We start from the raw sequence: 22217 nt of genomic DNA, 5'->3' as shown, positions 1-22217 counted from the left end.
TTCGGCGGTGCGTCCCAGCCGTCCGGTCGCTCTGCGCGCAGAGCGACCGGACGGCTGCTGCGTTGCCGGCGGGTGGGCGGTGAGGGGCGGGCTCGTTCGAACCGGGGCATGCTGAGGCCCGTCCGTTATTGTCGATGACTGGTCGACCGACCGACCGGCGGATGGAGCGGGCAGTGACAGCGGTGCAGCAGGACAAGCGGGTGGCGGCGCAGGCCGGGCCCGGCTCGCTCCCCTCCGATGCCCCGGCCTGGCGCCGCTGGGTGGACGCGCCGATACGCGCGGTCCGGGAGGCGCCGCGCGAGCGGATGCGCAAGGCCGTGATCACGGCGTTCGTCTCGCTGCTCGCCTACGCGGTGGTCCGTCACTTCATCGGCACGTCGATGGTCGACATGATCGTCTACCGGGCCGAGGGGTCCGCCGTGGCCCACGGGCACGACCTGTACGCGATCCGGGTCACCAAGTGGAACCTGCCGGCGACCTATCCGCCGTTCGCCGCGATGCTCTTCGTGCTGACCGCCTTCCTGCCGGTGCCCCTGCTGCGGGTGGCGGTCACGGCGGGCAACCTCGGGCTGCTGGCGCTGGCCGCGCTGCTGGCGTTCCGGCTGGTGGGGTGGCCCAAGCGGGAGCTGCGGCCGGTGGGGGTGGTGCTGGTCGCCGGGCTCGGGGTGTGGCTGGAGCCGGTCTTCACCACGCTGCGCTACGGCCAGATCAACCTGATCCTGATCTGCCTGGTGCTCTGGGACCTGACCACGCCCGACCACCGCAAGTGGAAGGGCATCGGCATCGGCATCGCCGCCGGGATGAAGCTCACCCCAGGGCTCTTCGCGGTCTACCTGCTGCTCACCGGGCGGGTGCGGGCCGCGTTCGTGGCCGGATTCACCTTCCTGGCCACCTTCCTGATCGGCGCCGCCGTGCTGCCGAGCGCCACCTGGGGTTTCTGGACCAAGTACCTCTACGACTCCTCCCGGGTCGGCAAGACCGAGATCGTCGACAACCAGTCGCTGCGCGGCGTCGCCGCCCGCTTCCTGCACCACGCCAATCCGGGCCTGCCCGCCACCGCGGCCGCCGCGCTGATCGCCGTCGTGGGTCTGGCCATCGCCGTCTGGGCCTACCGCAGTGACCGCTGGCTGCCGCGCGCCGAGGCCTGGGGTGTCTGCTGCGCCGCCGTCACCGCACTGCTGATCTCGCCGATCAGCTGGACCCACCACTGGATCTGGTGCCTGCCGATGCTGGTGCTGCTTGCCGCCGAGGCGGACCATGAGCGGTCGCGTCCCGCGGCGGTGCGCCGCCGGCGCTGGCGGGTGATCTTCTGGCTGACGGTGGCCGGCTTCTGCTCCTTCTCGATGTGGCTGGTGCCGCACAAGGGCATCACCAACCTGCAGATGAACCTGTTCAAGCAGGTGCCGGCCGGGATGTACCCGTGGATCGGGCTCTGCTTCCTGGTGGTCGCCGCGCTGCGGGTGCGCTCGCGGCGGCAGGCGGCCGGCCAGCCGCTGGTGCCGCTGCGCGTGCCCGAACAGCGTCCCGCCGGTGCGGACGACGTCGTCACCGCCGGGCAGCAGCGCACCCCCGCGGTGCGCTGACAGCACCCGACGGCCCCGCTCCGCGCGGTCCGCACGCGCTCAGGCCAGCAACTCGGCGAGCGAGCTGTCCAGGTCGAGCACGCTCAGCTCGCTGCCCGGCGGCACCAGCCGGTGCGCCCGCTCCAGCCAGGCGGCCACCGCCGCCAGCGGGGCCTCCAGCAGCGCGTCGCCGCCCGGCGAGGTGAGCGCGAGACAGAGCACGCTCTGCCGCCCGGCCCGGGTGGGCCAGATCCGCACGTCGCCGTGGCCGCACGGGCGGAAGGTCCCCTCCACCAGCAGTTCACGGGCGAACACCCAGGTCACCGGCGTGCCGGTGTCCAGGTGGAAGGTGATGTGCACCGCGTACGGGTCGTGGCTGCCGTACGACAGGCGGGCCGGGACGGGGACGCTGCGCTCGGGGGAGAGCACCAGGTTGAGCTCCAGTTCGTGCTCCACCACGCTCGGGCTGCTGTCCATGCCGCTGATCCTCTCGGTCGTGCCGGGCCCCGGTGGGTCCGGACACCTGGAGAGAGCGGGTGGCCGCACGGTTCTTACACGGGTTCCTCGCACACTTTCGCGGGTGTGGGCGGCGTCACGGAGCGCGGCGGCGAGACGGGGCGCGAGGGCGCGAGCGCACGCCAGGGTCGTGCGGGAGGTCGTGCGGGCAGAGCACAGGGATCAGCCAACCGGGTCCGGGTTCCGGCTGTCCCGGGAATCGGCAACTTCCGTCGGAGCGATTGCGGAAGTACTACCCTTGGTGACTGTCCGGCGACGTGGCGTGCGCCCCGCCGGAGGCCCACAGGAGAGTAGATCTGCATGTCGGACCAGCCGTTGGGCGTCAGCGTGGACACCGCCGTGGTCCCCGCGCCCGGTTACTACCCGGACCCCTCGGTGCCGGGCTTCGTCCGCTACTGGAACGGCGGTGCCTGGGTGCCCGGGACCAGCCGCCCAGCCCCCGCCGACGGCGAGGTGCTGGCCGCCCCGGCGTTCGCGGCCCGCCCCGCCGTGCGCCCCAACGCGCGGTACATCCCGCCACCGGCGATGCCGGAGCCGGTGCGGCAGGCGGCCTGCCCGGAACCGGAGTTGGAGCCGCTGGTCGAGACCGGGCCGGTGTTCCTGGACGAGACCCTGGCGGGTGCCGTCTTCAGCACGGCGCCGGCGGTGGGGGAGGAGCCTGCCGATGCGGCGGTCACGGGGAACGGCTGGCAGGCGAACCCGCAGGAGCAGCGAGGGCTGATGGAGACCGGGACAGCGCCGCGCTGGGTGTCGTGGGGGGTGGCGGAGGAGGAGCCGGTGGCGGCCGCTGCGCCTCTCGTTCCTGTTCCCGCGCCCGTTCCTGCGCCTCTGCCTCCGCCTGCTCCCGTGCCTGCGGCAGAGGTGCTTCCGGTGCGTGCTGTCGCGCCGCCTGCGCCCGTACCCGTGCGGACGCGGAAGTCGGCTCCGTCGACTTCCAGATCCGCAGCCTCTGCCACGTCTTCTGGGCCTTCCGGGCCTTCCAGGCCTTCCGCTCCCGTGCCGGCGCGGGTGCCCCGTGCGTCCAGGCCGGTTCCCGCGCTGGTGACCGCCGGCCTCGGGCGGCGGCTGGTGGCCCGGCTGGTGGATCTCGCGGTGGTCGGCGCGGTGGTGGCCGCGGTCGGCGTCCCGCTGGCCGTCGACACCACGGCGTACCTGCAGCAGAAGCTCGACCAGGCCCGGACGGCCAGTCACCTGACGGGCCGCGAGGTGCAGGTCTGGCTGCTCGACGGCACCGTCCTCGGGAGGGTGGCGCTGCTGCTCGGCGTCCTGCTGCTGGTCGGCCTGCTCTACGAGGTGCTGCCCACCGCCCGGACCGGCCGCACCCTGGGCAAGCGGCTGGCCGGCGTGCGGGTGGTGGGCAGCACGGGGGCGGGGCGCGCCGGTCGGCCGCCCGGGTTCGGCCGCGCGCTGGTCCGCTGCCTGGTCGGGCAGCTGACCGTGCTGACGGTGCTGGGCCCACTGGCGCCGCTGACCGACCGTCAGCGGCGGCGCGGCTGGGCGGACCGGGCGGCGCGCACCCGGGTGGTCAAGGCCTGAGACCGCTCCCCAGGGGCCGTACGGTCCGTCAGAAGGGCGGCAAAACGGGTCCAATATCCATAGAAGCCACGATTTGCGGTGTTCTACTCTCCGTATGAGCAGCTACGACCCTTCGAGCCCTGAGCCGGAAGGGGGCGGCAAGCCCTCCTTCGACAAGCAGCCGCCGAAGTCGGACCCGCCCCAGGACAGCCCGCCACCCGCCAACGGCTCCCCGTACGACGGCAGCCCGTACGGGGGCGGCGGTGGGTACGGCGGCGGTGGCCCGTACGGGGGTGATGGTCCCTACGGGGGCGGCGGTCCGTACGGCGGTTCGCCGTCCGGCGCCCCGGTCGGCGGGCCCGCCCCGATCGCCGGTATGCCACCGCTCGGCACCTGGCCGCACCGGATCCTGGCCCGGCTGATCGACTATCTGCTGATCCAGGTGCTCGCGTTCGTGGTGGTCCTGCCGTTCACCGGCTTCACCAACCGGAACGGCTGGACCGACGGCGTCTGGGTGTACTACGTCCTCTACTTCGTCTACGACGGCGTGATGATCTCGCGCGACGGCCAGACCCTCGGCAAGAAGGCGATGAAGGTCCGGGCCGCGATGCTGTCCGACGGCAGCAGCCCCACCAGTTCGGCCGCCTGGACCCGCGCGGCTGTCTACACCCTGCCCGCGGTGATCTGCTGCGGGCTCTGGTGGATTGTCGACGGCATGTTCGGAGTCTTCGACAAGCCGTACCGCCAGTGCGTGCACGACAAGGCGGCGAAGACCGTGGTGGTCTCGACGAACTGAGCGGCGCCGCGGGGCGCGGGGCGGGGGGCTCGGCGCGCGGGCCGGGTGGCTCGATAGCGTGGGCCGCGACGACCGTACCGACCCAGGGGGAATGTGTGAGCGTGCCGCAGAGCGCGATCGTGCCCGTCGAGCTGGCGAGTTGGCCGCGTACCGAGGCGGCGGCGCTCGCCGAACAGCAACGCCTGCGCCCGCTGGTCCAGCCGCACGGCCCGGCCCCCGCCCCGGGCGCACTGGTCGCCGGCGTGGACGTCGCGTACGACGACGAGCGGAACACCGTCGCCGCCGCGGCCGTGCTGCTCGACCTGGCCACCCTGGAGGTGGTCGAGGAGTCCACCGCCGTCGGCCCGGTCGCCTTCCCCTACCTGCCCGGCCTGCTCGCCTTCCGCGAACTCCCCGCCGTGATCGACGCCCTGGCCGGCCTTCGACGCCGGCCCGACCTGGTGGTCTGCGACGGCTACGGTCTGGCCCATCCGCGCCGCCTCGGCCTGGCCAGCCACCTCGGCGTGCTGACCGGCCTGCGCACCCTGGGCGTCGCCAAGACCCCGTTCAGCTTCACCCACCGGGACCCGGCCCCCGAGCGCGGTTCCTGGGCCCCGCTGCTCGACCAGGAGACCGGCGAGGAGGTCGGCCGCGCGCTGCGCACCCGCGCGGGGGTGAAGCCGGTCTTCGTGTCGGTGGGTCACCGGATCGGGCTGACCGAAGCGGTCTCCTGTGTCCTCGCACTGACACCCCGTTACCGGCTGCCGGAGACCACCCGGCACGCCGATTCGCTCTGCCGCCGGACGCTGGCGGCCTCCTGACGGGCCGTCCGGGGATGGTGGGTGGGCGACTGATGGCGAGCCCGGGGTTGGACAGGGGGGTTGGAGTTGAGTTCAATACTTGGGAAGCTGGGCCCGGTCAGGGCTGACGGGAACACGACGGGGAGGCGCGAACCGTGGCCGACAACGGGAGCAGCGGGGCCGGGACATCGAGCGGAGCGGGGTCGGGCTACCAGGTCGAGGTGGACAGCCTGCGGGCGTTCGCCGGCCAGGTGCGCGGCCTGCTGGCCGAGTTCCAGCAGAGCGCCGACGGGCCCACCACGCACGCCAGAACCGGCGTGGGCGGCACCTCGTTCGGCGACTTCGCCGAGGCGACGGCCCTGCACAACCAGTACGACCTGATGCGCGACGGCCTGCGTGACGTGCTCAGCATGCTCCACGGGGCGATCGACGACGCCCAGCACAAGGCCGACCTGACCGCCAGCAACTACGAGAACCAGGAGCACGAGACCGCTCGCAGCCTCCAGGTCTCCTCGGACGGCTGGTCGATCGGCACACCGGCGTCCTCCTCGTCGGTCGCCACCTACGGTGCTGCGGCCGCCGGTGTCACCGCCGGCGCCGTGACGGGGCGCAAGGCGGCCGCCGGGCCCGGTGGCCCGGGGGCGCCGAAGAGCAGGACAGCGGGTCAGCCCGATCAGCCGGTGGACCAGTCCGTGGTGCTCCCGGCCGGCGGGATGCCGGTGGTGCCGGGCGCGGACGTCCCCGGAAGCCCCTCGCGGCCCGGGACGGCGACCACGCAGCAGGACGACGGGACCGACGGAACGGTGGAGCAGCCCACATGGTGAGGACGATCGTTCAGGGGACTGGAGGCTTGAGGTCATGAGCTCGGACATCACCGACTTCAACACGTACAGCCACTCCGCCCTGCGGAAGATGGTCCAAGGGCTGAACTCCGGCGACGTGATGGCCGCCAGCGACCCCTGGCGCCGGGCGTCGGAGACCCTCAAGCAGATCCGCACCGCGCTGGACACCGCTTCGAACAGCGCCACCGACAGCTGGCAGGGCACCAGCAGCAACGCCTTCTACGACAAGATGACCAAGCTGGCCAACAGCGTCAACAACACCGCCTCGTACGCGAACGACGCGGCCAACACGCTGCAGATGATGTCCGAGGCGATCGACCAGGCCAAGCACGACATGCCCGAGGAGCCCGGGTTCTGGTCGCAGGTCGGCAACGCGATCTCCGACACGGCGCAGAACGCGGTGGGGATCCAGGACGACAGCACGCAGACGCCGATCAAGGACCAGAAGAAGGCCGAAGCGGTCGCGGTGATGCAGACGCTGGCCAACAAGTACCGGACGGCGACGCCGGTGTTGAAGCCGCCAGCCATGGCAATCGATGAGCAGGACGTGCCGCCGCCTGATCCCACTCCATCAGCGGCCCTGACCGCCTTCGTCATGGGCGCTGGCCTCGGTGCGGTCGGTGGCTATGTCACCGCGCCTGAGAACACACAGGTGGTCTCTCGGGTAACGGACGGCCGTACGGCTCCAGCGGTCGCAGCGCCTCGCGCCCGGACGGTTGAGGCAGTTGCTCCCAGCGACTCGGGAATCAAGGGCGGCCTTGCGAACCCGGCGCCCAAGCCTCTGAAGTCGGTTGCCGTCGGTGCGGATGCGCCGGCGAGTTCGCAGAGCGTGAGCCCGACCGCTGGGCCGTCAACTCCTCCCGCGCAGCCGCAAACCGTGGGCGGTGGCACGGGGCTGGACAGTACTGGCGTGATCGGAGGCAAGGCACCGCTGGCCGGCTCGACAGGGATCCCGGGCAGTCCTGTCGGTGGCGGCGCCGCCAACAGCAGCTCTCTGTCGATGGGATTCGGCGGTACGCCTGGGCGGTCCTTCGCGATGGGTCCACCGGCGTCTGCCGGCATCGCGCCTGGTGAAGCTGAGATGGGACAGCGGGCGAGCGCGGGAGCGAGCGAATCCGTCTCCGCTGGTGAGGGGGCGGGAGAGTCTGCCGCTGGCCGGGCGGGTGGTTTCGCCCGCGGCGGCATGGTGGGCGGGGCCGTGGGTGAGAGGCCGTCAGGCGCTCGTGCGGGCGGCTTCGCGCGTGGTCGCGCGGCCCGCGAGGGCAGTGGCGGTGTGATCGGTGAGGACGAGATGGTCGGTGGTCGGGCCGCGAGTGGTCCCCGCGAGTCCTTCACCGAGGGTGGTACCGGGCTCGGTGCGCGGGGGCGGGTGCCCGCTGAGCCTGGTGCGGAGGAGACGGAGCGCGGTACCGGGCTCCTGCCGGGCGGGACGCAGCAGGCCCGCCGCAAGAAGCGTCGTGAGGGCAAGCGGGCCGAGTATCTCGTGGAGGACGAGGAGACCTGGATGGCGGATGAGGCCGCCAATCCCGACGTGGTGGAATGAGTCACTGTCCGGAGTGACGGTTCTGAGGAATGGGGTGACCGACAGTGGCGAGTCGTCGGCCGGTGCGGGGGATGGCCGTCCTCGCCGCGGGGGCGCTGGTGTGGGGGTTGGCTGCTGGGCCGGCCCTCGCGGACAACATCCGTGATCAGCAGTGGGCGTTGCAGGCGTACAAGGCTGCGACGGATGTGTGGCCGATCAGCCAGGGTGATGGTGTGACGGTCGCTGTGATCGACACAGGGGTGTATTCCGATCAACAGGATCTGACGGGCCAGGTCTTGCCAGGCGCGGACTTCTCGGGTGCTCAAACCGACGGCCGGGTTGACAACGATGGGCACGGCACCGGGATGGCCAGCATCATTGCTGGTCATGGCCATGGAGACCAGGCCGGGGTCATGGGCCTGGCACCGAAGGCGAAGATCTTGCCAGTACGGGTAGGTCTTCAAGATTCTGGGGACATGCAAGGGGGCCCGGACTTCAAGTTCTCAGATGCGCTCCGCTATGCAGTCGATCATGGGGCGAAGGTTGTCAACATGTCGTTCGCCGCGGCGATGCGCACCAGCCCAGATGATCGAGCCGCTGTAGCCTACGCGGTCGCGCACGATGTCGTCCTGGTCGCCGGAACCGGCAACTTGGGTTCAGTGGTGTCCTATCCCGCAGCTTTCCCCGGTGTGGTCGCGGTCGGTGCGATCGATCGCCAGGGCAACGTGTGGGACCACTCCAACTACGGCCCCGAGGTGACCCTTGCAGCACCCGGTGTCGGCATCTACAGCTCGGGCAACAAGTCGAGCACCGACTACCGTTTTGCGACCGGCACCTCCGACGCCACCGCCTACGTCTCCGCCATCGCCGCCCTGGTCCGCTCCAAGTACCCCTCCCTCACCGCCGGCCAGGTGATCCGACGCATGATCACCAGCGCCGCCGCGCCCCCCGATCACAGCAAGGTGCCCAACGACCACTACGGCTACGGCATCGCCTCGCCCTCCAAGTCCCTCGCCGCCAACCCGGCCGTGGACAACGGGCCGAAGGACAATCCGCTGCTCACCCGCGTCGAGTCCCGGGGCGCACCGGACACCTCCTCTCCGGTGCCGGCACCGCCGGCGGCCGGTACGGGCAGCGGTGGCAGCGGGACGCCGGTCTGGCTCTATGGGGCCGGCGGCGGGGTGCTCGTGCTGATCGTGCTCGGCGTCACCTTCCTGGTGCGCCGCGGCAGTCGTCGGCCCGCCGCAGCCCCTGCGGGCCCCGCCGCCTACCCGCACCCGCCCCAGCAGCAGTACCAGCCCCCTCAGTACCCCCAAGACCCCCGGAACTGACGGCGGTACCGAGGCGGGCCGGACTCCTGACAATCCGTATACCCGCAGATAGGGTCGGCGCATGACCGTATCTGATGGTTTCTTCGCCGGCCTGCACCACGTCCAACTCGCCATCCCCGCAGGCAGTGAGGCGCTCTGCCGGGAGTTCTGGGGCGAGGTGCTCGGGATGACCGAGTTGGCCAAGCCGGCGGCGCTGGCGGCCCGGGGCGGCTGCTGGTTCCGGGGTGGCGGGTTGGAGGTTCACCTGGGGGTGGAGCAGGACTTCGCGCCGGCCCGCAAGGCGCACCCGGGGATCCTGGTGAACGGGCTGCCCGCGCTGGCGGCGCGGCTGGAGGCGCACGGCCATCCGGTGCAGTGGGACGGGGAGTTCCCCGGTCACGACCGGTTCTACGCCTTCGACAAGTTCGGCAACCGGCTCGAGTTCATGGAGCCGCACCCTGAAGCTCAGCCGGACCGGCAGCGGGAGTCGGAGTAGCGGCCAGCGGCGGTGGGTGTGTTCGCGGGTTGCCGAGGTGCTGGCGCAGACACTGCGCGCGCTGGAGCGGGACGGGCTGCTGACCCGGACCGAGTTCGAGGAGAACCCGCCCCGCGTGGAGTACGAGTCGACCCCGCTGGGCCACTCGCTGTTCGGTCCGATGGATGCCGCCTGCGCGTGGGCCGGGGAGGATCTGGACCAGCTGGACGCCGCCCGGGCTCGTGCCACGGGTGCCGACCAGCGCCCGGAGAGTGCGGCGGCGCGGTGCGACGGGGAGGGGCTCGCTCAGGCGACCAGTTCGCGGGCCTCCAGGTAGGTCCGCACCACCGCCATGCCGTACACCGGCTGGATCAGCTGTTGGCCTTTGAAGAACGGACGGGCGGGCGCGAACCCGGCTGCGATGAGCAGCTCGCGGATCTCCGCTATCTCCGCCTCGCTGCGGGCCGTGAAACGTACCTCCCAGCCCTTCTTGTACGTCGAACCCCGCTCGCCGGCCCGGCGGGCGGGGTCGGGCTGCCGGACGTATCCGGGTAGCCGGCCCAGGCGCAGCTGTGCCGCGCTCAGACCTGATGTCTCGTCATATGGCATGCCCTGATGGTAGGCAATGCCTCCGGAGCACTTGTTCCGAGGGAGCATCCGGGGCGCGTGGCCCGGGTCACACCGCGCGGCTCACACCGCCGCTGCGGGAACGGACACCGCGTCGGCGGCCCGGGACCGCTCCAGGGCGCGCAGGGCGGTCTCCTGGGTGAAGGCGAGCAGGCCGACGGTGATGGCGCCCAGCACGACGGCGTAGGCCACGTGCGCGGCGGTCGAGGTGACCGTGACGCCGATGGCGTTGAGCGCGAAGTGGCTGCCGATCCGCAGGGCCACCAGGCCGATGGCCACCTTGCGGGTCTCCTTGCCGCGCCACAGGGCCCTGGCCAGCCGCAGGCGCTTGCGCATCAGCGTCAGCGAGAGGGCGATGTTGGCGACCACCAGCACGCCGAGCAGCGGCAGCACCACGGGGAAGGCCTTGAACAGGTCGAAGGCGCTGGCGAAGACGGCCTCGAAGCCGAAGAACCAGACCGGCAACCGCAGCTCGCCGACCGGCTCCGTGACGGCGGCGAGCCCCTTCGGCTTCCCGGCGGCGGCCGCCTCGACAGCAGACGCATCGGTGACATCAGGCTCGGTGGCGGTCCTGAACGTGGTCCTGAACGCGGTCTTGAACATGGTCTGATCCCCCGGAGTCGTCCGGCCTCGCGTGGTTCGCCCGCCGGTGATCACGATTCTGCCGGTCGGACCAGGGCCCGGACCAGCGGATCCGGTCATCCCTTCCGCATGACGGATGTCATGGCGAACCACCGCGCGAACCACCGCCGGGCTGCGACCAATCAGCAGCCGACATATTCCGCAAGCGCTTTGCGTCCAATTACTCCGTTTGAGTGAGGGTATGGCGACTTTAGTGCGGGGCTGTCCCGATTTGACGACGGTTATGTAACGGTGCGTCAGGTTAGGAATGCGGCGACCGGGTGACAGGGGAGGGTTGTCGCATGAGCTACCAGATCCCCTCCTCGGTCCCTTCGCTGGAAGAGCTGGCCCGGCGTCAGCAGAACGTGATCACCGCAAGTCAGCTGCGCGCCCGGGGAGTTCCGTCCCGTGTGGTCAGCGAGCACTGCCGGCGCGGCGGTCCCTGGCAGCGCCTGCTGCCCCGGGTCTACCTGCTGCAGACCGGGACCCCGACGCCCGAACAGCGGATGTGGGCGGCGTTGCTGTACGCGGCGCAGAACGGCCGTGAGGCGGGCAGTCGAGAAGGCGCGCTGATCACCGGTGCGGCCGCGCTCGCGCTCTACGGCTTCAGCGCGGTGCCCCGGCTGCCGGCCGTCACCGGGGTGCAGGTGCTGGTGCCCAGGCAGCGCCGGTTGCGGGACGTGGGCGAGGTGCGGATCCAGCGCACGGCCCGCGAGTTGGTGGCCAGCGAGGTGCACGGACTGGCCTGCGCACCGGTGGCCAGGGCGGTGGCGGACGCGCTGCGCGAGTGGCTCGGTGACACCGCGAACGGCGACAGCGTGAACGGCGCCAGCGCGAACGGCGACACGGAGAACGGTGCGGCCTCGGACGACGACGCGGAGCTCGAGCCGGCCGCGGAGCGGGCGTTGATCGGCCCGCGCACGCTGCGCTCGCTGTTGCGCGAGGCGGTCGCTGTCGCCCCGGGCGGGCACCCGGCCTGCACCACCGCCGAGTTGATCGCCGAACTGCGCGAGGCGAAGCTCCTCGAGCTGCCGCGGATCCGCGCCGCGCTGGACGAACTGCTCGCAGCCGAGCGGGAGTCGGCGATCGGCGGGGTCATCGAGCTGGCCGCCGCCGAGCTGCTGCCGGCGCCGCTGGTCGGGCCCGAACTGCGGATGCGCGGCGGCACGTTCGTCGCGGTGCCCGACCTCTACTGGCCGCAGGCCGGGGTGGCGGTCGAGGTGGACTCCGAGCTGCGCTGCGTCAGCGAGGGCGAGCAGGCCTGGATGCGGTCCGGCCAGCACCGGATGGAGTACCTGGGGGTGCGGGTGGTCTACCTGACCGGCGGCCGGCTGGCCGCCGAGCCCGCGGCGGTGGCCGAGGAGCTGCGGCAGGCCTTCCTGGCCGGCGGCGCGGACGTGGTGGAGCTGATGCTGACGGAAGGCTAGGGCAGCCCAGCCAGCCCAGCCAGCCCAGCCAGCCCAGCCAGGTCGCGGCCGGTGCTCAGTCCAGGACCGGTGCCCCGATCAGCTCCACCCCGGCCTCGCGCAACTGGTCGAGCGCGGCGGCCGTGGTCGCCGGCGCCACCCCCGCCGTCAGGTCGAGCAGCACCCGGGTGGCGAACCCCTCCCGCACGGCGTCCAGCGCCGTGGCCCGGACACAGTGGTCGGTGGCGATGCCGACCAGGTCCACCGCCTCGACGGACCACGCGCGCAGCCACTGCGCGAGCGTGCTGCCGTTCTCGTCGAATCCCTCGAAGCCGCTGTACGCGGCCGCGTACGCGCCCTTGTCGAAGACCGCCTCGATCGCGCCCGAGGTCACCGAGGGCGCGAAGTTGGGGTGGAAGCCGACCCCTTCGGTCCCGGCCACGCAGTGCGGCGGCCAGCTGTCCACGAAGTCGGGGTCGGCGGAGAAGTGCGCCCCCGGGTCGTGGTGGTGGTCACGGGTGGCCAGGATGTGGCTGTACTCGTCCCGGGCGGTGGCGATCAGTTCGGTGATCGCGGCCGCCACCTCAGCGCCGCCGGCGACCGGGAGGCTGCCGCCCTCGCAGAAGTCGTTCTGCACATCGATGACGATCAGGGCCCGTTGCATGGCTGGCTTCCTCGCTGGCGGTCGGTGGGGGGTTTGGGGTCGGTGGGGGTGGGGGAGTGGAGTGTGGCCACTCTAGGGAGTGGCGGTGAAGGGCGGAAGGGTTGCCGCCGGGGATCCGTGCCCCCGAACGCGCGCGGGCGCGGCAGACAGGTCCACGGCCCGGCAGCAGCTCAGACCAGCTGCTGGCCCGGCAGCAGCTCAGACCAGCTGCAGCTCGGTGCCCAGCACCGGCTCGCCCTTGGACAGCTGGGTGGCCGACAGCGGCAGCGCGGCCCGCGCCCGCAGGTGCCGCTCCCGCGCGGCGGTCAGCGGCTCGCGCCCGACCACCTCGCCCCCGCGCACCAGCGGGACGTGCAGCGCGTACGGCGCGAGCTGCTCCGGCAGCGGCCCGGTGCCCACCACCTCGGCCTCGGCCACGCCGTCCGCGTCGGGCCGCCGAGCCGCCCACTTGCGCCCGCCCACGCTCGACTTGGCGCCCGCCGAGCGCTTGGCCACCGGGACCAGCGGCGCGTCGGGATCGGCCGAGCCGGCCCGGGCGACCAGCTTGTAGACCATCGCGCAGGTCGGCTGCCCGCTGCCGGTGACCAGGCTGGTGCCGACCCCGTAGCCGTCCACCGGGGCGGCGGCGAGCGCGGCGATCGCGTACTCGTCGAGATCGGAGGTGACGATGATCCGGGTCTTCCGGGCGCCCAGCTCGTCCAGCTGGCGGCGGACCCGGTGGGCGAGCAGGGTCAGGTCGCCGGAGTCGATCCGCACCGCGCCGAGTTCGGGCCCGGCCACCTCGATGGCGGTGCGCACCGCCTCGGCCAGGTCGAAGGTGTCCACCAGCAGTGTGGTGCCGGTGCCCATCGAGGCGAGCTGGGCGGTGAAGGCGTCCCGTTCGCTGTCGTGCAGCAGGGTGAAGGCGTGCGCGGCGGTGCCGGTGGTCGGGATGCCGTGGGTGAAGCCGGCCTCCAGGTCGGAGGTGGCGGCGAAGCCCGCGATGTAGGCGGCGCGGGCGGCCGCGACGGCGGCGCTCTCGTGGGCCCGCCGGGCCCCCATCTCGATGCACGGCCGCTCCCCTGCGGCGGCCGTCATCCGGGAGGCTGCGGCGGCGATCGCCGAGTCGTGGTTGAGGATGGAGAGGATCACCGTCTCCAGGATCACGCCCTCGGCGAAGCTGCCCTCCACGGTGAGCAGCGGCGAGCCCGGGAAGTAGACCTCGCCCTCCGGGTAGCCGTGGATGTCGCCCTGGAAGCGGTAGTCGGCCAGCCACCGCAGGGTCGGCTCGTCAACCACCCGCTGGTCGGCCAGCCAGTCCAACTGGGCCGTGCTGAAGCGGAAGTTCTCCACCGCGTCCAGCACCCGGCCGGTGCCGGCCAGCACGCCGTAGCGGCGGCCGTCGGGCAGCCGGCGGGTGAAGACCTCGAAGACCGAGCGGCGGTGCGCGGCGCCGCTGCGCAGCGCGGCCTGCAGCATGGTCAGCTCGTAGCGGTCGGTGAGCAGCGCGGTCGAGCCGGCTGCCGGCGAGGTGAGCATGGCGGGCTGCGCCGCCACGATTGCCTGGGCGTCCATGAAGATGATGCTACTACCACTTAGCGTCAGTTTGACGATTTCCGCCGCAGCGGGTCTCGTGCCGGACCGGAGCTGTCGCGTGGCGGCCGGGTCGGAATCGCTCCGAGGTCCCCCGGATGGCAGCATGGGAGGTCAGGGGAGCCTTGCCGGCCTGCGGCCGGTGTTCCCCCGTGGGCCGCTCCCGGCCCTCGTCGAGCCATCGCTGTGAGGAGAGCCAGTCGTGAGTGTCGCGCCGGCCGAGATCGAACGCACCGAGGCCGAAAGCCTCCCGGTGGCGGAGCCGGACACTCCCTGGGTGACCATCGTGCACAACGATCCGGTCAACCTGATGAGCTATGTCCTCTATGTCTTCCAGGCCTACTTCGGCTACCCGAAGGAGAAGGCGCGCAAGCTGATGATGGACGTGCACACCCGCGGCCGCGCGGTCGTCTCCAGCGGCACCCGCGAGGAGATGGAGCGCGACGTCCAGGCGATGCACGGGTACGGCCTCTGGGCCACCCTCCAGCACGACTGATCCACTGATCATCCGTCAGCCGGCGGCAGAGTCCGGCTGACCATTCGACACCTACGAGAACCGGACGGTTACCTGACGATGGCTGGGTTGTTCGAGCGGACCGGCGACGGCAGCGTGGCGATCGCACTGGAGGACGTGGAGGCCGCCATCCTCCGCTCCCTCGAAGTGCAGATGCTGGAGCTGATCGGCCCCGGCCCGGGCGCCGCACCGGGCGCGGAGACCGACCCGTTCGCCGCGCTCTTCGCCGAGGGGCCCACCGAGGCGCCCAGCGACCCCGCGGTCGCCCGGCTCTTCCCCGACGCCTACGGCGAGCCCGGGCAGGCGGCGGACCCGCAGACCAAGGCGGCCGCCGGTGAGTTCCGCCGGTACACCGAGCCGGACATGCGCACCCGCAAGCGCGAGGACGCGCTGCTGGTGATCCGCTCGCTGGACACCCTGGGCGGTGGCGGCGGGGTGGTGCGCCCCGGTGCCGACGAGTGCCCGCGCTGGCTGGGCGCGCTCAACGACCTGCGGCTGACCCTGGGCGTGCGGCTGGAGGTGTCCGAGGAGGACGAGCAGGGCCTGTACGACCTGCCGGACACCGACGAGCGCAAGCCGCTGGTGATGGCCTACCTCTGGCTGGGTGCGATGCAGGAGTCGCTGCTGGAGGCGATGACGGGCTGAGCCCGGGCCGCGGGCCGCGCTCGGCACGGCCGGGGTGCCTGTCCAGCGCGGCGCCCAGAGCTCGGACAGTGACCCGGGCGGCGCCGGGACGGGCCCTATCCTGGCCGCATGCTGACCATCACCCGAGAGCTGCACGACGCGATCGTCGCCCACGCCCGCGCCGACCATCCGGACGAGGCCTGCGGCGTCGTCGCCGGCCCGGCCGGCAGCGGCCGCCCGGAGCGCTTCATCCCGATGCTCAACGCGGCCCGCTCGCCCACCTTCTACGAGTTCGACTCGGCGGACCTGTTCAAGCTCTACCGCGAGATGGACGACCGGGACGAGGAGCCGGTGATCGTCTACCACTCGCACACCGCCACCGAGGCCTACCCCTCGCGCACCGACGTCAGCTACGCCTCCGAGCCGAACGCCCACTACGTGCTGGTCTCCACCGCCGAGGGCGCCGGCGCCGAGGACCCGTTCCAGTTCCGCTCGTTCCGCATCGTGGATGGCGTGATCACGGAGGAAGACGTCGAGGTCGTCGACGTCCCCGCCGGCTGACCGGCCGGCCGCCGGGCGGGCGCCGGGTCGGGCCGGCTTCCTGGCCGGTCTCACAGGGCGACACGAAAGCATCCGACCTGCGAGACGGGCATGGAGGAACCGGGACGGGAATCTATACGATGAGTCCATGCGTTCCGTCGATGTGAGCATCCAGGCCCCGGGCACCCGCCTCGTGGCGCGCCTGCACATCGACCTGTGCCGGCACGCCGCGGCGATCTGTCCCGACGCCTGAGCCCTGCTCGCCCGGCCCCGGTCGGCGAGTCGCGCACCACGCCCCTTCGTACCTGACGAAGCAAGCCACGAAGCAAGTACCGCCCCAGCCGCGCGCCCGCGGCCCCACCACCACCTGCCAGGAGCGCAGCCATGGCCATCGAGGTCCGCATCCCGACCATCCTCCGTACCTACACCGACGGCGCCAAGGCCGTCGAGGGCGCCGGGGACAACCTCCAGGAGCTCATCGCCGACCTCGACGTCCGTCACCCGGGCATCGCCGACCGACTGCTGGACAAGGGCGAGCTGCGCCGCTTCGTCAACGTCTACCTGAACGACGAGGACGTCCGCTTCCTGGCCGGCATCACCACCGACGTCAAGGACGGCGACAGCGTCACCATCCTCCCGGCCGTCGCTGGCGGCTCCAACTAATGCGTTACGACAGCCCGCTCGAAGCCGTCGGCAACACCCCGCTGGTGCGGTTGCCCCGGCTCTCCGCGGCCGTGCCCGGCAACGGGCAGGGCCTGGTCACGCTCTGGGCGAAGCTGGAGGACCGCAACCCGACCGGGTCGATCAAGGACCGCCCGGCGTTGCACATGATCGAGCGGGCCGAGGCGGACGGTCGGCTCACCCCCGGGTGCACCGTGCTGGAGCCGACCAGCGGGAACACCGGCATCTCGCTGGCGATGGCGGCCAAGCTCAAGGGCTACCGGATCGTCTGCGTGATGCCGGAGAACACCAGCGAGGAGCGGCGCGAGCTGCTCCGGATGTGGGGCGCGGAGATCATCTCCTCACCCGCCGCAGGCGGCTCCAACACGGCGGTCCGGGTGGCCAAGGAGCTGGCCGCCGAGCACCCCGACTGGGTGATGCTCTATCAGTACGGCAACCCCGACAACGCGGGCGCGCACTACGCCACCACCGGCCCGGAGATCCTGGCCGACCTGCCCACCGTCACCCACTTCGTCGCGGGCCTGGGCACCACCGGCACCCTGATGGGCGTCGGCCGCTACCTGCGCGAGAAGGTGCCCGGCGTGCAGATCGTCGCCGCCGAGCCGCGCTACGACGACGTGGTCTACGGGCTGCGCAACCTGGACGAGGGCTTCGTGCCCGAGCTGTACGACGCCACCGTGCTCAGCACCCGGTTCAGCGTCGGTTCGGCCGACTCGGTCCGCCGCACCCGTGAACTCCTCGCCGAGGAGGGCATCTTCGCCGGTGTCTCGACCGGCGCGATCCTGCACGCGGCCCTCGGCGTCGGCCGCCGCGCGGCCGAGGCCGGCGAGCGCGCGGACATCGTCTTCGTGGTGCCGGACGGCGGCTGGAAGTACCTCTCCACCGGCATCTACACCGCCGCCAGCACCGAGGAAGCGGTCGAGCTGCTGCACGGCCAGCTCTGGGCCTAGGGCCAGACCGGCACCGACACCGACACCGACGGTTGGCGCCGGCCCCCGATCGCGGGGGTCAGCGCCGGCCGTCGTGCTGTTCCATGGCCCGCAGCACCCGCCCCCAGGTCGGCGCGTCCAGCGGACCGACCCGGCGACGGAAGGCGCTCAGTGCCACCTCTCGCCGCTCCCCGGTCTCCAGCCAACTGGTCCGCCCCTGCCGGTCGCCGACTGCGACGGCCGGCAGCTCGACCAGACCGGACAGCTCGACGTGGTGCTTGCTGGTGATCTTCGCGACGGTGGCGGTGCCGCCGTGCACCCGCAGGACCAGGCAGGGGCGGTCCTTGGCGCCGGGGCCGTCCTCGAAGGGGACCTCGGCCCACCAGATCTCCCGGGGCGCCGGGCGGCCGGCGGCCGTCCGGCGCGGCGCCGGCGTGGTGCGCGGGGCGGGGGTGGCGGGGTCGGTCGGGCGCCGATCGCGCAGCCGGGTGATGGCGAAGGCGATCAGGGCCAGCAGTACCAGGGCAGCCACTACGGCCAGTACGGCAAGCGAGCGATTCATGTGCTGACCGTACCGGCTGTGACAGTTGAGGATTTATCCGTTCACTGCTTCCGCTCTGTCACGGAATGACTACGGAGCCAGCCGTGCGGCCCTGTGCCGCACCGTGGCCGAAAGGCTGATCCACGCAAGCCCGAGATCAGCCCACGGCACACCCGGAGGTGGCGCCAGATGAGCAGTCAGCACAGTCGCGGCGAAGTGTGGTCCTACGCCGAGATCGCCCACCACATCGGAGTGCAGACCGACACCGTCCGCAACTATCGCCGCCACGGCCTGCTCCCCGATCCCGACTTCGTCGATCAGAGCGGCCACCCCCGCTGGTACGCCGACACCATCCGCGCCTGGGCGCGCCGCCGCCCCGGCCACCGCTGACCCGGTCACAGGGCCTCTTGGTGGGCAGCCCAGTCGCTCGCGCGCACCCCCGCCGGCCCGCGCGTGAACCGAGCGCGCGCCGGCGTCCCCGCGCCGCCCCGTTCTGGTGATTCCAGCCACAGCCCGGCACGGGGACGGGGGCAAAGTGCCGCTCCGCCCTTACCCTCGACACGCGACCGCTGCAGTTACCCGCCGGTGTGACCCGGCGGTCATCGGCGTGCGGGGGGACCTGGATCCGGCGGAGGGGCTCGGGATGAAACTGACTGTGGTGGGGTGCTCGGGGAGCTTCCCGTCGCCCGACTCGCCCTGCTCCAGCTACCTGGTCGAGGCCGACGGCTACCACCTGGTGGTCGACCTCGGCAACGGCGCGCTCGGCGCGCTGCAGAACCACGTCGGCCTCTACGACGTGGACGCGGTCGCGCTCAGCCACCTGCACGCCGACCACTGCATCGACCTGTGCGCCTACTGGGTGGCCCGCAACTACCGCCAGGAGGGCTGCCCCGACCCGCTGCCGGTCTACGGCCCGCTGGACACGCCGGGCAGGCTGGCCCGCGCCTACGACATGCCCGAGCGCCCGGGGATGACCGAGGTCTTCGACTTCCACACCCTCACCCCCGGCCGATTCGAGCTCGGCCCGCTGACCGTCACCGCCGTCCAGGTCAACCACCCGGTCGAGGCCTACGCCTTCCGGATCGAGCACGACGGCCGCTCGCTGGTCTACTCCGGCGACACCGGCGAGAGCCCGGCACTGGTCGAACTGGCCAGGGACGCCGACCTCTTCCTCTGCGAGGCCGCCTACACCGACGGCCGGGAGACCTACCGTTCGATCCACCTCAACGGCCGCGAGGCCGGCGAGCACGCCACCGCTGCCGGAGCCCGCCGCCTGGTGCTCACCCACATCCCGCCGTGGACCGACCCGCAGCGCAACCTGCGGGACGCCGAGAAGGCCTACCAGGGGCCGGTGGAGCTGGCCAAGGCCGGTGCGGTGTACGAGATCTGACCTGACATCACGAAGAGGGGGCACCGGCTGCGGCCGGTGCCCCCTCTTCGCTGCGTCAGGCGGCGGTCACGCCTTGGTGACGTCCTCGAGCTCCTCGTCGGTCTCGCGACCGGGAGTCTTGAGGTCGAACTTCGTGATCGCGAAGCGGAAGACCACGTAGTAGATCACCGCGAAGACCAGGCCGATCGGGATGATCAGCCAGGGCTTGGTGGCGAAGTGCCAGTTGAAGACGTAGTCGATCGCACCGGCCGAGAAGGTGAAGCCGTCGTGCACGCCCAGCGCCCAAGTGATCATCATCGACAGCGCGGTGAGCACCGCGTGGATGCCGTAGAGGACCGGGGCGATGAAGAGGAAGGAGAACTCGATCGGCTCGGTGATGCCGGTCATGAAGGAGGTCAGGGCCAGCGACATCATCATTCCGAGGACGGCCTTGCGGCGCTCCGGGCGGGCGCAGTGCGCGATCGCCAGCGCGGCGGCCGGCAGGCCGAACATCATCACCGGGAAGAAGCCGGACATGAACTGCCCGGCGGTCGGGTCGCCGGCGAAGAAGCGGTTGAGGTCACCCTGGACCAGCTTGCCGGTGGCGTCGTGGAAGGTGCCCGCCTGCTGCCAGAAGAAGGTGTTGGCGAACTGGTGCATGCCGACCGGGAGCAGCGCGCGGTTGATCAGGCCGAAGACGCCGGAGCCGACCGCGCCCAGGCCGATCGCCCAGTTGCTGAAGCTGTTCAAGGCGTCGCCGACCGGGCCCCAGGCCAGGCCGAAGGCGATGCCGAGGAAGGTGCCGACGAAGGCCATGATGAGCGGCACCAGGCGGCGGCCGTTGAAGAAGCCGAGCCAGTCGGGCAGCTTGGTGCGGTGGTAGCGCTGCCACAGGGTCGCACTGAGCAGACCGATGACCACACCGCCGAGCACACCGGGGTTCTGCGGGGTGCCGGCCGGGTTGGCGGCGGTGACTGTGCCGGCCATCGGGAAGACGGTCAGCACGTTGTGGAAGACCAGGTAGCCGACCAGCGCGGCCAGTGCGGTGGAGCCGTCCGCCTTCTTGGCCAGGCCGATGGCGATGCCGACGCAGAAGAGCAGCGGCATGTTGCTGAACACCGCGTTCCCGGCCGCGGCGAAGGTGGCGACCAGCTTGGCCGGCAGGTGCAGCTTCTCCTGGACGTCCGGCTGCCCCAGCCCGCAGCAGGATTCCGGCGGCCGGCAGGACCGCGATCGGCAGCTGGAGGCTGCGGCCGATCTTCTGCAGGCTCTGCAGAGCGTTCTGCCCGAACTGCTTGAGGGGCGAGGGTGCGGCGGGCGCCGGTGCCTGCGCAGTCGTACTCATGGGGGTGGTTCCTCACGGCAGGGCGTACCGGGCGGGGTGCGGCCGGGGCCGATACGCGAACTGGTCTACACCACTAGTGGTGTAGACCAGTTTTCTAGCACGCCACGAGGAGAGCCGGAAGGTCCGGCAGCCTCGCAGGTGGGAAGCGCTATGAAATCGAAACCTTGTTGAGGATTAACGATCTTCTGCTGTGCTCACCCGCGGTCACGCCTTGGTGACATCCTCGATCTCGTCCTCCGGTTCGCGCCCCGGGGTCGGCAGGTCGAACCGGATGATCGCGAAGCGGAAGAGCGAGTAGTACAGCGCCGCGAAGACCAGCCCGATCGGAACGATCAGCCACGGCTTGGTGGCCAGGTGCCAGTTCAGCAGGTAGTCGATCAGGCCGGCCGAGAAGCCGAAGCCGTCGTGCACCCCCAGCCCCCAGGTGACCGCCATCGACAGGCCGGTGAGCAGTGCGTGGATCCCGTACAGCACCGGGGCGATGAACATGAAGGAGAACTCGATCGGCTCGGTCACCCCGGTGATGAAGCTGGTCAGCGCGACCGAGATCATCATCCCCAGGACGGCCTTGCGCCGCTCGGGCCGGGCGCAGTGCGCGATCGCGATGGCGGCGGCGGGCAGGCCGAACATCATGATCGGGAAGAAGCCGGACATGAACTGGCCGGCCGTCGGGTCGCCGTGGAAGAAGCGCGGGATGTCACCGCTCCACACCTTGCCGGTCGCGTCGGTGAAGCTGCCGACCTGCTGCTGGAAGAAGGTGTTCAGGAACTGGTGCATGCCGATCGGGATCAGCAGCCGGTTGGCCACGCCGTAGATGCCCGCACCGGCCGAGCCGAGGCCCGTCAGCCAGTCGCTCGCGTGGGTCAGCCCGCTGCCGATCGGCGCCCAGGCCAGGCCGAAGGCGATGCCGAGCAGGGTGCCGACGAAGGCCATGATGATCGGCACCAGCCGCCGGCCGTTGAAGAAGCCGAGCCAGTCGACCAGCTTGGTGCGGTGGTACTTCTGCCAGATCAGCGCGCTCAGCAGGCCCACCACGATGCCGCCGAAGACCCCCGGGTCCTGCGGCTTGCCGGCCGGCAGGGCGGCGGTGACGCTGCCGGCCACCGGGAAGACGGTCAGCACGTTGTGGAAGACCAGGTAGCCGACCAGCGCCGCCAGCGCGGTCGAGCCGTCCGCCTTCTTGGCGAAGCCGATCGCCACGCCGACGCAGAAGAGCAGCGCCAGGTTGCCGAAGACCGCATCGCCCGCCGTGGCGAAGACGGCGGCCACCTTGTTCCAGCCCAGGCCGTCCTTGCCGAAGACGTCGTCCTGACCGAGCCGCAGCAGGATGCCGGCGGCGGGCAGCACGGCCACCGGAAGCTGCAGGCTGCGGCCGATCTTCTGCAGACCCTGCAGCAGTCCGGCGCCGGGCTTCCTGGCAGGCGGGGCGGCCGCGGGAGCGGTCGTCGTACTCATGGGCTTCCTTCG

General features: G+C 71.6%; 26 protein-coding genes and 2 pseudogenes. 19 read left to right on the top strand and 9 right to left on the bottom strand.

The features are described from left to right. Positions 1-173 precede the first annotated feature (173 nt). The gene (locus ABH937_RS24285) at positions 174-1583 is read left to right on the top strand and encodes a glycosyltransferase 87 family protein (protein ID WP_280693521.1); all 1410 of its coding nucleotides are present in this window, start codon (positions 174-176) and stop codon (positions 1581-1583) included. 39 nt (positions 1584-1622) lie between these two features. On the opposite strand, the gene ABH937_RS24280 is transcribed toward ABH937_RS24285, so the two are convergent. Further along, entirely contained in the window at positions 1623-2039 is a 417-nt protein-coding gene (locus ABH937_RS24280) for an SsgA family sporulation/cell division regulator (protein ID WP_280693522.1), read from the bottom strand. 339 nt (positions 2040-2378) lie between these two features. On the opposite strand from ABH937_RS24280, the pseudogene ABH937_RS24275 reads away from it, so the two are divergent. Next, positions 2379-2480, top strand: a pseudogene (locus ABH937_RS24275) (DUF2510 domain-containing protein); the annotation flags it as partial. On the opposite strand, the gene ABH937_RS24270 reads toward ABH937_RS24275, so the two are convergent. Beyond that, complete coding sequence (locus tag ABH937_RS24270; RefSeq protein ID WP_280693523.1) at positions 2471-2755, bottom strand: hypothetical protein; 285 nt, start codon at positions 2753-2755, stop codon at positions 2471-2473. The pseudogene ABH937_RS24275 and the gene ABH937_RS24270 sit on opposite strands and share 10 nt — an antisense overlap. A 364-nt stretch (positions 2756-3119) precedes the next feature. On the opposite strand from ABH937_RS24270, the gene ABH937_RS24265 reads away from it, so the two are divergent. The 8 genes from ABH937_RS24265 (at position 3120) to ABH937_RS24230 (ending at position 9654) form a co-directional block, all read left to right on the top strand. Then, entirely contained in the window at positions 3120-3614 is a 495-nt protein-coding gene (locus ABH937_RS24265; protein WP_280693524.1) for an RDD family protein, read from the top strand. 94 nt (positions 3615-3708) lie between these two features. Then, positions 3709-4389, top strand: a complete 681-nt coding sequence (locus ABH937_RS24260) for an RDD family protein (RefSeq protein WP_370219452.1) — start codon at positions 3709-3711, stop codon at positions 4387-4389. Between the two features lie 95 nt (positions 4390-4484). Next, a complete protein-coding gene (locus ABH937_RS24255) occupies positions 4485-5189 on the top strand; it encodes an endonuclease V (RefSeq protein WP_370219451.1) in 705 nt (234 codons plus the stop codon). A gap of 134 nt (positions 5190-5323) precedes the next feature. Then, positions 5324-5992, top strand: coding sequence for a hypothetical protein (locus ABH937_RS24250; RefSeq protein WP_370219450.1), 669 nt, complete (start codon positions 5324-5326; stop codon positions 5990-5992). 34 nt (positions 5993-6026) lie between these two features. Beyond that, a complete protein-coding gene (locus ABH937_RS24245; protein WP_370219449.1) occupies positions 6027-7553 on the top strand; it encodes a PPE domain-containing protein in 1527 nt (508 codons plus the stop codon). Between the two features lie 71 nt (positions 7554-7624). Beyond that, the gene (gene mycP / locus ABH937_RS24240; protein ID WP_370219447.1) at positions 7625-8863 is read left to right on the top strand and encodes a type VII secretion-associated serine protease mycosin; all 1239 of its coding nucleotides are present in this window, start codon (positions 7625-7627) and stop codon (positions 8861-8863) included. Between the two features lie 61 nt (positions 8864-8924). After that, complete coding sequence (locus ABH937_RS24235; RefSeq protein ID WP_280693530.1) at positions 8925-9338, top strand: glyoxalase; 414 nt, start codon at positions 8925-8927, stop codon at positions 9336-9338. Positions 9339-9375: 37 nt separating this feature from the next. Then, a complete protein-coding gene (locus tag ABH937_RS24230; RefSeq protein WP_280693531.1) occupies positions 9376-9654 on the top strand; it encodes a helix-turn-helix domain-containing protein in 279 nt (92 codons plus the stop codon). Here ABH937_RS24230 and ABH937_RS24225 read toward each other — a convergent pair. Both ABH937_RS24225 and ABH937_RS24220 read right to left on the bottom strand, forming a co-directional pair. Next, positions 9624-9926: a hypothetical protein gene (locus ABH937_RS24225; protein ID WP_280693532.1), complete on the bottom strand. Its 303-nt coding sequence runs from the start codon at positions 9924-9926 to the stop codon at positions 9624-9626. The two genes, ABH937_RS24230 and ABH937_RS24225, sit on opposite strands and share 31 nt — an antisense overlap. Before the next feature lie 81 nt (positions 9927-10007). Further along, positions 10008-10547, bottom strand: coding sequence for a hypothetical protein (locus ABH937_RS24220; protein ID WP_370219446.1), 540 nt, complete (start codon positions 10545-10547; stop codon positions 10008-10010). Between the two features lie 320 nt (positions 10548-10867). Here ABH937_RS24220 and ABH937_RS24215 point away from each other — a divergent pair, with 320 nt between their 5' ends. Further along, entirely contained in the window at positions 10868-11992 is a 1125-nt protein-coding gene (locus ABH937_RS24215; RefSeq protein ID WP_370219445.1) for a hypothetical protein, read from the top strand. 55 nt (positions 11993-12047) lie between these two features. Here ABH937_RS24215 and ABH937_RS24210 read toward each other — a convergent pair whose 3' ends face one another. Both ABH937_RS24210 and ABH937_RS24205 read right to left on the bottom strand, forming a co-directional pair. Then, positions 12048-12635, bottom strand: coding sequence for an isochorismatase family protein (locus ABH937_RS24210; RefSeq protein WP_370219444.1), 588 nt, complete (start codon positions 12633-12635; stop codon positions 12048-12050). Between the two features lie 198 nt (positions 12636-12833). Continuing rightward, entirely contained in the window at positions 12834-14189 is a 1356-nt protein-coding gene (locus tag ABH937_RS24205) for a nicotinate phosphoribosyltransferase (RefSeq protein ID WP_370219443.1), read from the bottom strand. Between the two features lie 220 nt (positions 14190-14409). On the opposite strand from ABH937_RS24205, the gene clpS reads away from it, so the two are divergent. From clpS to ABH937_RS24175, 6 genes are all read left to right on the top strand, one after another. Beyond that, a complete protein-coding gene (gene clpS, locus ABH937_RS24200) occupies positions 14410-14703 on the top strand; it encodes an ATP-dependent Clp protease adapter ClpS (protein WP_280693537.1) in 294 nt (97 codons plus the stop codon). Positions 14704-14781: 78 nt separating this feature from the next. After that, positions 14782-15366 carry a DUF2017 domain-containing protein gene (locus ABH937_RS24195; protein ID WP_280693538.1) on the top strand — a complete coding sequence of 195 codons (585 nt, stop codon included), beginning with the start codon at positions 14782-14784 and terminating at the stop codon, positions 15364-15366. A 108-nt stretch (positions 15367-15474) separates the two neighbouring features. Further along, positions 15475-15906: a Mov34/MPN/PAD-1 family protein gene (locus tag ABH937_RS24190; RefSeq protein WP_370219442.1), complete on the top strand. Its 432-nt coding sequence runs from the start codon at positions 15475-15477 to the stop codon at positions 15904-15906. Positions 15907-16033: 127 nt separating this feature from the next. Then, positions 16034-16138: a putative leader peptide gene (locus ABH937_RS24185; RefSeq protein WP_348533704.1), complete on the top strand. Its 105-nt coding sequence runs from the start codon at positions 16034-16036 to the stop codon at positions 16136-16138. 131 nt (positions 16139-16269) lie between these two features. Continuing rightward, positions 16270-16548: a MoaD/ThiS family protein gene (locus ABH937_RS24180; protein WP_280693540.1), complete on the top strand. Its 279-nt coding sequence runs from the start codon at positions 16270-16272 to the stop codon at positions 16546-16548. After that, positions 16548-17516, top strand: coding sequence for a cysteine synthase (locus ABH937_RS24175; RefSeq protein WP_280693541.1), 969 nt, complete (start codon positions 16548-16550; stop codon positions 17514-17516). The genes ABH937_RS24180 and ABH937_RS24175 overlap by 1 nt, the downstream gene beginning before the upstream one ends. A gap of 58 nt (positions 17517-17574) precedes the next feature. Here ABH937_RS24175 and ABH937_RS24170 read toward each other — a convergent pair whose 3' ends face one another. Further along, positions 17575-18057: a type II toxin-antitoxin system PemK/MazF family toxin gene (locus ABH937_RS24170; protein ID WP_370219441.1), complete on the bottom strand. Its 483-nt coding sequence runs from the start codon at positions 18055-18057 to the stop codon at positions 17575-17577. A 168-nt stretch (positions 18058-18225) separates the two neighbouring features. On the opposite strand from ABH937_RS24170, the gene ABH937_RS24165 reads away from it, so the two are divergent. Together ABH937_RS24165 and ABH937_RS24160 are read left to right on the top strand one after the other, a co-directional pair. Then, on the top strand, positions 18226-18426 hold the full coding sequence (locus tag ABH937_RS24165; RefSeq protein ID WP_280693543.1) for a MerR family transcriptional regulator: 201 nt from the start codon (positions 18226-18228) through the stop codon (positions 18424-18426). 253 nt (positions 18427-18679) lie between these two features. Beyond that, a complete protein-coding gene (locus ABH937_RS24160; RefSeq protein ID WP_280693544.1) occupies positions 18680-19426 on the top strand; it encodes an MBL fold metallo-hydrolase in 747 nt (248 codons plus the stop codon). A 66-nt stretch (positions 19427-19492) separates the two neighbouring features. Here ABH937_RS24160 and ABH937_RS24155 read toward each other — a convergent pair. Together ABH937_RS24155 and ABH937_RS24150 are read right to left on the bottom strand one after the other, a co-directional pair. After that, positions 19493-20750, bottom strand: a pseudogene (locus ABH937_RS24155) (PTS transporter subunit EIIC). Between the two features lie 204 nt (positions 20751-20954). Beyond that, positions 20955-22205, bottom strand: a complete 1251-nt coding sequence (locus ABH937_RS24150; RefSeq protein ID WP_370219440.1) for a PTS transporter subunit EIIC — start codon at positions 22203-22205, stop codon at positions 20955-20957. Positions 22206-22217: the final 12 nt, after the last annotated feature.

Origin of the sequence: Kitasatospora sp. GAS1066B (assembly GCF_041262605.1) — a bacterium.
Classification (GTDB): domain Bacteria; phylum Actinomycetota; class Actinomycetes; order Streptomycetales; family Streptomycetaceae; genus Kitasatospora.
The sequence above is the reverse complement of the archived record's forward strand: the minus strand, read 5'-3'. Positions and strand labels throughout refer to the sequence as shown.

Excerpts from the sequence above, each read along its gene's own strand:
- ABH937_RS24280 (WP_280693522.1), bottom strand. The coding sequence starts at position 2,039 with ATGGACAGCAGCCCGAGCGTGGTGGAGCACGAACTGGAGCTCAACCTG.
- ABH937_RS24260 (WP_370219452.1), top strand. The coding sequence starts at position 3,709 with ATGAGCAGCTACGACCCTTCGAGCCCTGAGCCGGAAGGGGGCGGCAAG.
- ABH937_RS24245 (WP_370219449.1), top strand. The coding sequence starts at position 6,027 with ATGAGCTCGGACATCACCGACTTCAACACGTACAGCCACTCCGCCCTG.
- mycP (WP_370219447.1), top strand. The coding sequence starts at position 7,625 with ATGGCCGTCCTCGCCGCGGGGGCGCTGGTGTGGGGGTTGGCTGCTGGG.
- ABH937_RS24235 (WP_280693530.1), top strand. The coding sequence starts at position 8,925 with ATGACCGTATCTGATGGTTTCTTCGCCGGCCTGCACCACGTCCAACTC.
- ABH937_RS24225 (WP_280693532.1), bottom strand. The coding sequence starts at position 9,926 with ATGCCATATGACGAGACATCAGGTCTGAGCGCGGCACAGCTGCGCCTG.
- ABH937_RS24220 (WP_370219446.1), bottom strand. The coding sequence starts at position 10,547 with ATGTTCAAGACCGCGTTCAGGACCACGTTCAGGACCGCCACCGAGCCT.
- ABH937_RS24215 (WP_370219445.1), top strand. The coding sequence starts at position 10,868 with ATGAGCTACCAGATCCCCTCCTCGGTCCCTTCGCTGGAAGAGCTGGCC.
- ABH937_RS24210 (WP_370219444.1), bottom strand. The coding sequence starts at position 12,635 with ATGCAACGGGCCCTGATCGTCATCGATGTGCAGAACGACTTCTGCGAG.
- ABH937_RS24205 (WP_370219443.1), bottom strand. The coding sequence starts at position 14,189 with ATGGACGCCCAGGCAATCGTGGCGGCGCAGCCCGCCATGCTCACCTCG.
- ABH937_RS24195 (WP_280693538.1), top strand. The coding sequence starts at position 14,782 with ATGGCTGGGTTGTTCGAGCGGACCGGCGACGGCAGCGTGGCGATCGCA.
- ABH937_RS24190 (WP_370219442.1), top strand. The coding sequence starts at position 15,475 with ATGCTGACCATCACCCGAGAGCTGCACGACGCGATCGTCGCCCACGCC.
- ABH937_RS24185 (WP_348533704.1), top strand. The coding sequence starts at position 16,034 with ATGCGTTCCGTCGATGTGAGCATCCAGGCCCCGGGCACCCGCCTCGTG.
- ABH937_RS24180 (WP_280693540.1), top strand. The coding sequence starts at position 16,270 with ATGGCCATCGAGGTCCGCATCCCGACCATCCTCCGTACCTACACCGAC.
- ABH937_RS24175 (WP_280693541.1), top strand. The coding sequence starts at position 16,548 with ATGCGTTACGACAGCCCGCTCGAAGCCGTCGGCAACACCCCGCTGGTG.
- ABH937_RS24170 (WP_370219441.1), bottom strand. The coding sequence starts at position 18,057 with ATGAATCGCTCGCTTGCCGTACTGGCCGTAGTGGCTGCCCTGGTACTG.
- ABH937_RS24165 (WP_280693543.1), top strand. The coding sequence starts at position 18,226 with ATGAGCAGTCAGCACAGTCGCGGCGAAGTGTGGTCCTACGCCGAGATC.
- ABH937_RS24160 (WP_280693544.1), top strand. The coding sequence starts at position 18,680 with ATGAAACTGACTGTGGTGGGGTGCTCGGGGAGCTTCCCGTCGCCCGAC.
- ABH937_RS24150 (WP_370219440.1), bottom strand. The coding sequence starts at position 22,205 with ATGAGTACGACGACCGCTCCCGCGGCCGCCCCGCCTGCCAGGAAGCCC.